Source organism: Xenorhabdus beddingii, assembly GCF_002127545.1.
Classification (GTDB): domain Bacteria; phylum Pseudomonadota; class Gammaproteobacteria; order Enterobacterales; family Enterobacteriaceae; genus Xenorhabdus; species Xenorhabdus beddingii.
Window position 1 is genome coordinate 1 of record NZ_MUBK01000043.1, and the last position, 12,518, is coordinate 12,518.

General features: G+C 56.9%; 2 protein-coding genes. Both read right to left on the bottom strand.

The window, feature by feature from the left end; translation table 11 throughout:
- Nucleotides 1-8,125: amino acid adenylation domain-containing protein (locus Xbed_RS17295; protein WP_244182538.1), on the bottom strand; the 8,125-nt coding region annotated here is incomplete at its 3' end.
- A gap of 11 nt (nucleotides 8,126-8,136) precedes the next feature.
- Nucleotides 8,137-12,518: non-ribosomal peptide synthetase (locus Xbed_RS17300; protein ID WP_086114090.1), on the bottom strand; the 4,382-nt coding region annotated here is incomplete at its 5' end.

Consider the following 12,518-nt stretch of genomic DNA (forward strand, 5'->3'; position numbering starts at 1 on the left):
GGTGCGCGGCCTGCGCTTCAAACCCGGCATGGACGAAAGCCGCTGGCGGATAATCCACCTGAGTGGCATTGAAATCCACCAGCAGTTGTTGCCGCTCTGATCCTGACAGCATCGGCAAAACAGCAAGGGTTTGCGTCTCATCAGCGACCATCGCCGCCAGTATATTGCTCAGGTAGCCGGTCATCCGTTTAACCGTGGCAAAATCAAACAAGTCAGCGGCGTAAGTCAGAACACCGACCAGACCGGATTCAGTTTCGGTCAGTGATAACGTCAGATCAAAATGAGCACCATGGTGTGCCTGTTCCATGGGGGTGAGCTGTAAACCGGGTAATACCAGCTTTTGGGCGGGCATGTTGTTTAAGGTCAGCATCACCTGAAAAACCGGGCTGTAGCTTAAGCTGCGCTCAGGCTGCAACGCTTCCACCACCTGCTCGAAGGGCAGATCCTGATGGGCATAGGCAGCCAGCGCCTGTTCCCGCACCTGAGCCAGCAAATCCGCCACCGTGAGTTTATCATTGAGGCGGATACGCAAGGCCAGGGTATTGACAAAGAAACCCATCAGCCCCTCCAGTTCCTGGTGCGGGCGGTTGGCAACCGGCGTACCAATGACAATATCCTCCTGACCACTGAGCCGGGCGAGTACGCTACTCCAGCCCGCCAGTATCGTCATAAACAGGGTGGTATTATGGCGCTGCCCAAGCCCCTTGAGTGAGGCCAATAGACCGGCATCAAGGTGGAAAGCGACTTGGCCGCCGGCATAGGTCTGTACCGTCGGACGTGGCCGATCGACGGGAAGTGCCAGCAGGGACGGAATGCCCGCAAGCCGGGTACACCAGAAGTCGCGTTGGGCAATCAGGGCGGTTTCTTGTCGCCCGTCGCGCTGCCAGACGGCATAGTCGGCGTATTGAATGGGCAGCGGAGGTAAAGGCTCATCATGACCGTTGAGGGCCGCGCGGTAGAAATCACCCAATTCGCGTACCAGTATGCTGATAGACCAGCCGTCGGTAATGATGTGATGCAGGGTCAGCAGTAACACATGCTCCTCATTTGCCAGTTGCAGCAGTTGACCCCGGATCAGCGGGCCTTGGGCAAAGTCGAAGGGCGTTTTGGCCTCAAGTTCAGTCAGCCCGGCAATCCGGCTGGCGTGCAGGGTGGGATCGAGCTGACGCAGGTCACGGCAGGACAGGGCAAAACCGGTGTCAGCGGGATCGATGTGCTGGCAGGGTTGGCCTTCGACCTGCACAAAACGGGTACGCAAACTCTCATGGCGGGCCACCAGACGATCCAATGCAATCGCCAGAGCATGATGATCGAGCGCACCGGTCAGGCGCAGTGCTGCGGGAATATGGTAGGCGAGACTGGCGGCCGGGTCGAGCTGGGCCAAAAACCACAGGCGTTGCTGGGCAAAGGACAGCGGCAGGGGCTGAGTGCGGTCGGCCGGCGGAATGGCAATCTGGGTGAGAGTGGGAACTTCAGCCAACGCCTGAGCCAGCAGCATCAGCACCGGCCGGGCAAACAGTTGCTGTAACGGCAGTTCTCGTGCCAATGTCTGGCGAATGCGTGCCATAAGCTGAACCGCCAGCAGGGAATGCCCGCCGAGTTCAAAGAAATGGTCATGGCGGCCCACCTGCTCCAGTCCCAGCAGATCCTGCCAGATTTGCGCCAGCACGGTTTCGATTTCGCCGACCGGCGCGGCATAGCTGCGGGTTACCACCGCCGATAAATCCGGGGCAGGCAGTGCCTGACGGTCAAGTTTGCCATTGGGGGTTAATGGGAAAGTATCGAGTATCACAAAAGCACTGGGCAGCATATAGTCGGCAAGGTGTTGTGCCAGTTGCTGACGCAGTTCCGCCGGCACCAGTTCAACGCCCTCCAATGGCCGCAGATAGGCCACCAGACGTGTCTGACCCGCTGTTTTTTCATCAGACAGGTTTTCATCAGAAACGTCTTCACGGGCCATCACCACCGCTTCGCGCACGCCGGGGCAGCGCATAAGTTGAGCCTCGATTTCACCCGGCTCGATGCGGAAGCCGCGCAGTTTGACCTGAAAATCATTGCGGCCAAGGTATTCAATATTGCCGTCGGGCAGCCAGCGACCGAGGTCGCCGGTTTTGTACATGCGGGCGTCCGGATTTGCAGAGAACGGATCGGTAAGAAAACGTTCCGCCGTCAGTTCAGGGCGATTCAAATAGCCACGGGCAACCCCCGCGCCGGCGATATAGATTTCCCCCGTCACGCCAAGGGGAACGGGCTGACCGCGAGGATTGAGAATGTAACTTTGGGTATTGGCGATCGGGCGGCCGATCACCGAAGCCGTGGGGACACCGGATGTCGCGCAGTACTCATACCACGTGGCATCACCATTGATTTCAGACGAACCATAGAAATTCAGCAGCCGGAGCCAAGGATAATCGGCCACGACTTGCCGTGCCAATTCAGGTGCCAGCCGTTCTCCACTGCAAATCAATGTCCGAATTGATTTCAGGCCACGGCCATGATCGTCTTGATTATGATGATGTTGTATCAAGAGTTTCAACAGCGAAGGGACGACCACCAAAAGGTTAATCTCAAAGCGCTGCAAGCCTTCAGTGAAACGAATCGGGTCTTTCACTGTAGGGTTGTCGAAAACGACCAGCTTGCCACCGGCCAACAATACACCCAATGTTTCCGTCACGGAATCGACAAAACTGATGCTGGTTTTCAGTGCGGCCACTAAGGGTAATGTGACAATGTCACGTACTGCGATGTCACGCGTTATGATGTCACGAACAAACCACAGCAGCCGGTTACACAAGGCCCGATGACTACTCATCACGCCTTTGGGTTGCCCGGTAGAGCCGGAAGTGTAAACCACATACGCCAGATGGTGGGCTGCCAGAGCTGGCACGGCTGGATTATGATCCGGCTGTGCTTCCGGCAACGGCTCTTGGGCATCAACGATGATGACCGGAATCGATATCGGTATGGCGCCGGTTGAGTTAGCCGTGTGATCAGAGGAAGTAAACGTATCAGGCCAGAGCATGGATTGAGTCAGCAACACCACGGGGGCTGAATCCTCCAGCATATACACCAGTCGCTCGGTCGGGTAAGCCGGATCAAGCGGCACATAGGCCCCCCCGGCCTTGAGAATACCCAGCAGGCTTACCACCATCTCCAGACTGCGCTCGACGCACATCGCTACCCGATCATCCGGACGGACACCCAACGCCATTAAATGATGCGCCAAACGATTGGCACGGCGATTCAGCTCGCCATAACTGAGTGATTGGTTGCCACAGACCACGGCGATCGCGTGGGGATGGAGAGCCGCTTCGGTTTCAATGAGTTGATGGATTAGGGCATCCTGTGGGAAATCGGCCTGCGTGACGTTGAAATCCACCAGCAGTTGTTGTTGCTCCGGAGTTGGCAAAATCGGCACTTGCAGAATGGGTTGCTGTGGATGGTGAATCAGGGCATCGGTTAGCCCGCTGAGCGCCGTGATCAGATAATGGGTCACACGGGCGGGGTCGATCCCGGTTACGGTTTGGGCCATCAGATGGAAACCGGTTCCCAGATCATCCACCGTCAGGGTGATGGGGTAGTTGGTTCGTTCCTCCGCCGCCAGAATGCGCATCCCTGCCCAAGCCGTGTTAACGGATTTAGCGTCGCCGGCCTGACTGTGGCGATAGTTCAGCAAGGCACTAAACAGCGGCATGGGTTGCGCCACGCCACTGCATCGTTGTGCCAGTGCCAACGGTGCCTGTTCATGTTCCAGCAACGCGGTCAGATTGCGATAGGTGGCCCGCACGACGTCTTGTACGCTGTACCCGGTCAGGGAAATCCGCATGGGCAGGGTATTGATGAACATCCCCAGCATCCGGTTGGCTCCGGAGACTCCCTGTAGACGGCCCAGCAGGACGGAGCCGAAGACCACATCGTCGTGGCCGCTGGTGTGTGCCAACACTTGCGCCCAGGCGACATGGAACAATACGCTGGGGCTGACTCCCAGACGGCGGGACTGAACGCGGATCGTCCGGGCCAGAGCGGGATCAAGCGGGAGCCGGCACTCATTGATGGCCCGCTGATCGCTGTCCACGTTGAGTATCCCGAACGGTGCCGTGGGTTCATGAACATCGGCAAGCTGGGTGCGGAAATAGTCCTCATGCGCGGTGGTGGGAACGCTTAACGTGCGGGCGATAAAGTTGCGATAAGGCAATGCCGTCGGCAGCCTGTCAGCATGGCCTGGCAACACTTGGGCCATTTCAGCAAAAATCAGCTCCAGTGTCATATGGTCGCTGACCAGATGATGGAAACGCAGAGATAACAACCATTCATCCTGTCGCGGATCGTGGGCGATATCGGCGGTAAAAAGCGGTGCCCGGCTCAGGTCAAGGCGATGCTGACGTGGATCGGTATCAGCGCGCAACTGAGCGGGAACGTCGTCCGTCGTGGCCGGAGTGAAGACATTAATGTTCAGCGGCGCCTGACGCCAGACCACTTGTACCGGCTGGGCCAGATCTTGCCAATAGGCGGAAGTGCGCAAAATATCATGGCGATTGATGATGTGTTGCAGGGCATCCAAAAAGGCATCAAGGTGTTCGTGGCTATCGAAAGCCAGCAGGCTTTGCAACAGATAATCATCGCCTTGTGTCTGCAACAAATGATGGAACAGAATACCCTCCTGCAACGGTGCCAGTGGATAAATATCCTGCACATTGCTGGCTCCACCGGGGATCGTCTCGGTGATGGCATTGATCTCAGTTTGGGTCAGCGAAACGAGAGGCAACATTTCAGGGGTGATGGTGGTGCAATCTGCGGGGATAAGATTGTCTGGCACTGCGCAAGCATCAGGGTCATCCTGATAGGCCAGCATGGTTTGCGCCAGTTCACCCAGGATCGGGGTAGCGAACACACTGCGCACATCCAGCCGCCAGCCGAGAGAGTGGAGTTGTTCAATCAGGCTGACGATCATCAGCGAATGTCCACCCAGCTCAAAGAAATGATCATGGCGGCCGACGTGCTCCAATCCCAGCAAATCTTGCCAGATCTTGGCCAAAGCAATTTCCACTTCCCCGACCGGTGCGGCATAGCCGCGTGTGATGACAGCCGATGAATCAGGCGCCGGAAATGCCTGACGGTCGAGTTTGCCGTTGGGCGTCAATGGAAAAGTGTCGAGTATCATAAAGGCGCTGGGCAGCATATAGTCAGCAAGATGCCGGGCGAGCTGCTGGCGCAATTCCGCAGGCACCAGTTCAACGCCATCTTGAGCCAGCAGGTAGGCCACCAGTCGTTGATGATCCGTCTTGTTTTCAGGAGAAATGGCGTCACGGACAAGCACTACCGCTTCACGCACGCCATGGCATCGCATTAACTGCGCTTCGATTTCACCGGGTTCAATTCGGAAGCCGTGCAATTTAACCTGAAAATCATTACGGCCAAGATATTCGATATTGCCGTTCAGTAACCAGCGGCCGAGATCCCCCGTCTTGTACATGCGCGCATCAGGATCTGAGGAGAACGGATCGGCGAGGAAACGCTGCGCCGTGAGTTCAGGGCGATTCAAATAACCGCAGGCGACACCCGCCCCCGCGATGTGAATTTCACCGCTGACACCAAGGGGAACCGGTTGCCCCTCAGGGTCGAGGATATAGATCCGGGTATTGGCGATCGGGCGGCCAATATGGGGGACAAAACCGGTCGCCCGACTCATGCGTGTCCAGGTCGAATAGGTGGTCGTCTCAGAAGGGCCATAGAGATTACACACGTTCTGGACCGAAGAACGGGCAAATAAATGTTCAACGACATGAGGTTTCAGGGCTTCACCCGCTAAATTAACGGTTCGGGTGGCGGCCGGGATCGCATTGGCGTCGTTCAGGTGGGCGATAGCCGACGGCACGGTGTTGATTAGGCTGACCGGGGGTTTTGTGACGGTGACTAACGAGAGCGCATCGGGAACAATATGCACCGTGCCACCCGAAATCAGGGGGGCAAAGCATTCGTACACCGCTAAATCAAAATTAAGCGAAGTCGCGAACAGGGTATCCGCCAACTCTTCAGGGCTGAACGTCCGTTGTGCCCAAGTGAGGAAATTCACCGTATTGCGGTGGGCAATCGCCACCCCTTTGGGCTGTCCGGTGGAACCAGAGGTGTAGATCACATAGGCCGGATGGCGGGATGTCAGCCCCAGTGCCTGCGCATCAGGATTATCCGGCGGCAGTTCCCCAAGGGAGTCTTCCGGGCTGTCGATGAAGACCGTGGGGACAGATCCAGTCAGTTTGTCGGCCAGCGCGGTTTGCGTCAGTATCACCATCGGGGCGGCATCCCCCAGCATATAGGCCAGCCGTTCGGCGGGATAGGCCGGATCGAGCGGGACATAGGCCCCGCCCGCCTTGAGAATGGCGAGTAATCCCACCACCATGTCCGGGTTGCGTTCGACACAGATCGCCACCCGTTCATCCGGGCGCACTCCCAGTGCCATCAGATGATGAGCCAGCCGATTGGCGCGGCGGTTCAGTTCGTCATAACTGAGCGATTGGTCTTCACACACGATTGCGGTGGCATTGGGCGTCAATGCCGCCTGAGCCTCGAACAATTGATGGATCAGGGCGTCCTGCGGGAAATCCATTTGGGTGTTGTTGAACTCCACCAGCAGTTGCTGCCGCTCCGCATCCGGCAACATCGGCAGACGGGCAATGGCTTGTGTCGCATCCGTTGTCATCGCCGCCAATACGTGTTTTAAATAACCGACCATGCGTTCGACAGTGGCAGAATCAAACAAATCAACGGCATACTCCAGTTCGCCGACCAGACACGCAGTGGTTTCCGTCAACGTGGGTTCTGTCAACGCAATTTCTGTCAATGACAGGGTCAGATCGAAATGGGTGCTGGAGCGTATTTGTTCCATGGGAGAATGTTCCACGGGAGTCAGTTGCAGGCCGGGTAAGGTCAGCGTTTTGGCGGGCGTGTTGTTTAAGGCCAGCATCACCTGAAAAACCGGGCTGTAACTCAGGCTACGTTCGGGCTGTAGCGCTTCCACCACTTGCTCGAAGGGCAGATCCTGATGGGAGTAGGCGGCCAACGCCCGTTCACGGACTTGGGTGAGCAGGTCGCCAACGCGGAGGGTATCACTCAATGTTATGCGCAAGGCCAGCGTATTGACGAAGAAACCGATGAGACCTTCAAACTCATGGCCCGGACGGTTGGCGACCGGCGTGCCGATCACCAGATCATCCTGACCACTGAGTCGGGCGAGTACGATGCTCCAACCCGCCAGTATCGTCATAAACAACGTGGTGTTATGCCGTTGCCCGAATGATTTGAGCGATGCCAGCAAAGTGGCATCAAACTGTACGGGGACTTGACCGCCGGTATACGTCTGTACGGGGGGTCTTGGCCGATCGGTGGGCAGTTTCAGCAACGCCGGGGCACCCCGGAGTTGGGTACACCAGAAATCGCGTTGTTTGGTGAGGACGGCTCCCTGCAACCACTCCCGTTGCCAGACGGCATAGTCAGCATACTGAATCGGCAGGGGTGGAAAGGGGTCAGCATGATGATCGAGGGCGGCACGATAAAGGGCACCCAGTTCATGCACCAGCACCCCGATAGACCAGCCATCAGAGATGATGTGATGCAGAGTCAACAGCAGCACATGCACTTCGCCGGTCAGTTGCAGAAGCCGGCCGCGGATAAGTGGGTCTTGCGTCAAATCGAAAGGCGTCTGTGCTTCAAGGGTAACCTGTTCAGCAATGTGATGAGTGTGTGCTTCTGCGTCCAATGAACGCAGGTCTTGACAGGACAGGGCAAAACCGATGTCAGCCGGATCAATGTGCTGGCAGGGTTGGCCCCCGATCAGCATAAAACGGGTACGCAGGCTTTCGTGGCGGGCAATCAGGCGATTGAGCGCCGCCGTCAGGGCATCAGGGTTAAGGTAACCGGTCAGGCGCAGCGCGACGGGAATATGATAGGCCAGGCCGGCCGACGGATCGAGCTGGTTAAGGAACCACAGGCGCTGTTGGGCAAAGGACAATGGCAGGGGCTGATCACGGGCAACCGGCTTGATCGGCGGCCGCGTCTGCTGCTTCTGAGCTTGCAATTGTTGTTTGATTTTCTTTTTTAAAACCGCGCGTTTCAGATTATCGAGATTCATGTCAGTCCTTATCATTGGTTACCGTCTCCGCCTAAAATGGCCATTAATTCTTCCGTTGACATCAAATCAAGCGTGTTTTGCAGCGATTCAATATCGTTTTTCCCGATAGCCTCTATCTGAGCGGTCAGGATGATGTCAGCCTGTTCCGCTAATACCGGGGAAAGAAACAATGACGAGATGGGGATATCGACGAAAAATGCGTCTTGCAGGCGTGCGGCCAGTTGCACGATCATCAGTGAGTGACCACCGAGTTCAAAAAAGTTGTCGTAGCGACCCACCCGTTCCAGCCCCAACAGATCTTGCCAGATCTGAGCCAGCTCCCTTTCTTCTTCATTGCCGGGGGCTTCGTAACCACGGGCAACGATGGCAGACAAATCCGGTGCCGGAAGTGCCTGACGGTCGAGTTTCCCATTGGGGGTCAGCGGGAAAGCATCGAGGGTCACAAAAGCGCTGGGCAGCATATAGTCAGCCAGGTGTTGGGCGAGTTGTTGGCGCAGCTCCGCCGGCACCAGTTCAACCCCCGATTGGGGACACAGGTAAGCGACCAACCGTTTCTGGTTTCCTGTCTTTTTCCCCGGATTTTCTTTTCCCGAACCTGCATCAGGAGCGTCTTCGTGAATATAAGGCATATCTTCACGAATAAGCACAATGGCTTCACGTACACCGGGGCATTGCCGCAGCCGGGTTTCGATTTCCCCCGGTTCAATCCGGAAGCCACGCAGCTTGACCTGAAAATCATTGCGGCCAAGATATTCGATGTTGCCATCGGAACGCCAACGTCCAAGATCGCCGGTCTTGTACATGCGCGCAGCAGGGTCTGAGGAAAACGGATCGGGGAGGAAACGTTCGGCGGTTAATTCAGGGCGGTTCAGGTAGCCACGGGCAACCCCGGCACCGGCAATATAGATTTCACCCGCGACGCCAAGAGGAACCGGCCGGCCGTCAGGATCAAGAATATAAATTTGCGTGTTGGTGATCGGGCGGCCAATGGGAGGCGCGCCGGGTTCCCGGCTATCACACCGATAGATTGATGCACAAACCGTAATCTCAGAGGGACCATAAGCGTTGAGCATCCGCCGCCCGGCTGACCCGCGTTTAACCTGTGAGGACGGGCAAGCCTCGCCCCCCACGATCAGGGTTTCCAGTGTCGCGGGGAGCGTATCCAGCGCGGCCAGCGCCGTCGGTGACAGAAGCATGTGTGTAATGGCCTGGGTTTCCAGAATTCCCGACAGAGCCGGGCCGGGTAAAAGCTGCGTGCGCGGGGCAAGATGGAGACGGGCACCTCCCAGAAGTGCCATGCAGCATTCCCAGATACAGGCATCGAAACTGTTTGAAGCAAATTGCAGGACACGGCTGTTGGGTTTGATCGCCAGAGTATCCTGCTGGGTCGTGATCAGATTGCTCAGGCCGCGATGCTCAACCATCACCCCTTTTGGCACTCCGGTAGAGCCGGAGGTATAGATCACATACGCCAGATGGCGTGATGTCAGCCCCAGTGCCTGCGCGTCCGGATTATGGACTGGCTGTGACGTCAGGGACGGTGTCTGGGCATCAAGCAACACCGCAGGCACCGGGCTGGGCAGGGTGTTGACCAGCGCTTGTTGGGTCAGCAAGACAATGGGCGCCGCATCCTCAAGCATATGGGTCAACCGCTCGGTCGGGTAGGCAGGATCAAGCGGGACATAAGCCCCTCCCGCCTTGAGGATGGCAAGGAAGCCAATCACCATTTCCAGACTGCGTTCGACATACATCGCCACCCGATCATCCGGGCATACGCCCTGCGTGATCAAATAATGGGCCAGTTGATTGGCGCGTTGATTCAGTTGGTGATAGCTGAGTGTCTGATCTTCAAACACCACGGCGGTGGCATCAGGCTGTCGCGCCACCTGCATCTCGAACAGCGAGTGAACAAGGGCATCCTGTGGAAAATCCCCCTGCGTGGCGTTGAAATCGACCAGCAATTGCTGCCGTTCTGCCTCTGGCAGGATAGACACATCCAGAATCGCTTGTTGCGGGTTGTGGATTAAAGCCTCGACCAGACCCGTCATTGCGGTCAACAAATACTGGGTCACCCGATCCGGATTGATACTGGCTACCGTTTGGGCGCTCAGGTGAAAACCCACGCCCAAATCATCGACGGAGAGCGTCACGGGATAGTGGGTGCGTTCCCTGGTGGCGATAACCCGCATGCCGGACCAAATAGGATTAACGGCATTGGCGTCGTTGACTTGAGAATGACGGTAATTGAGCAGGCTACTGAACAGGGGCAGGGGTTGTGCGACGCCACTGCATCCCTGGGCCAGTGTCAACGGTGCCTGTTCATGTTCCAACAGCGTCATTAAATCGCGGAAAGTGGCCTGTACTACCGCCTGTACACTGTGATCCGCCAGAGAAATGCGCACGGGCAGCGTGTTGATAAACATCCCCAGCACCTGATCGGCCCCTGCGCTCCCTTGCAGACGCCCCAATAATACGGAGCCAAAAACGACGTCGCTGCGGCCGCTGGTCTGTGCCAGCACTTGTGCCCACGCGACATGGAACAGCACGCCCGGACTCACTTTCAAATGCCGTGCCCGGGTGCGGATGGACTCTGCCAGCGCGGGCGGGAGAGCGAGATGGGCTTCGGCGATAGATTCCTCTTCGTCCGGTATTTTATTGTCTGGCATTGAGAGCACACCGAAAGGGGCCGTCGGGGCGTCAATATCCGCCAGCCGGGCACGGAAATAAGCCTCGTGCTGCTCGGTTGGCACACTTCGGGTCTGGGCAATAAAGTTGCGATAAGGCAGGGCCTTGGGCAGTGATTGTGCCTCACCCTGCAACATCAGGGCGATTTCAGCGAAAATCAGTTCCAGTGTGATATGGTCACTGACCAGATGATGGAAACGCAAGGCCAGCAGCCATTCATCCTGTGCCGGGTCATGGGCAATATCAGCGGCAAAGAGGGGTGCCCGGTTCAGGTTGATGCGATGCTGGCGCGGATCGGTATCAGCCCGTAACTGTGCGGGAATATCATCCTCAGTGACTGGGGTAAAAACTTTGATATCCAGCGGGGCCTGACGCCAAACGGCCTGAACCGGTTGTTCCAACCCCTGCCAGTAGACGGCGGTGCGTAGGATATCGTGGCGGTTGATGACTTGCTGCAAGGCATCCAGAAACATATCAAGACGCTCACGGGTATCGAAAGCCAGCAGGCTTTGTAACAGGTAAGTATCTCCCTGTGTCTGCATCAGGTAATGAAACAGGATCCCTTCCTGCAACGGAGCCAGCGGATAGATATCCTGCACATTGCCCGCCCCGCCGGGAATGTGGTCGATGATAGTGTCAATTTCAGTTTGGGAAAGTGAAACCAGCGGCAGCATAGCGGGAATGAGGGTGGTACATCCATCGGGAATGCGGTTAGGTGGTACGACAGAAGCGCCGGCATCCCGTTCGATCGCCTGTGCCATCCCACGCAGGATCGGGGTAGAGAACACACGGTGAACGTCAAGTCGCCAACCCATACCCCGTAGTTTTTCAATCAGGCTGACGATCAGCAACGAATGACCACCGAGTTCAAAGAAATGGTCATCACGGCCGACCTGTTCCAGCCCCAAAAGATTTTGCCAGATCTGAGCCAGCGCGATTTCAGCCTCACCGATGGGAGATTCGTCGCTGCGTACCACGATAGCCGATAAATCGGGGGCAGGCAGGGCCTGACGATCAATTTTACCGTTAGGTGTCAGCGGGAAAGACGCCAGCGTAATAAAGGCACCGGGCAGCATATAGTCGGCAAGGTGCTGTGCCAGTTGCTGACGCAATTCCGCCGGCACCAGTTCAACGCCCTCCTGTGGCCGCAGATAGGCGATCAGGCGTTTCTGACTTACCTTGTTTTTATAAGAAAAGTTTTTATCAGACAGGCTTTCATCAGAAACATCTTCACGGGCGATGACCACCGCTTCGCGTACCCCGTGGCACTGCATTAACCGGGACTCAATTTCGCCCAGCTCGATGCGGAAGCCGCGCAGTTTGACCTGAAAATCATTGCGGCCAAGGTATTCAATATTGCCGTCGGGCAGCCAGCGGCCGAGGTCGCCGGTTTTGTACATCCGCGCATCCGGCTCCGGTGAGAACGGATCGGTAAGGAAACGCTGCGCCGTCAGTTCAGGGTGGTTCAGGTAACCCCGCGCCACCCCCGCACCGGCAATATGAATTTCACCGATCACACCAAGGGGAACCGGCTGACCCTCAGCGTCAAGAATATAGATCCGGGTATTGGCGATCGGGTGACCAATGGGAATAACGCATTCATCTTCCTTCACGGGGATTTCATAGGCCGTGGCAAACGTGGTGGTTTCCGTCGGGCCATAGACATGCAGCAAGTGCTCCGGTGGATGCTGGGATCGCAGACGCATGG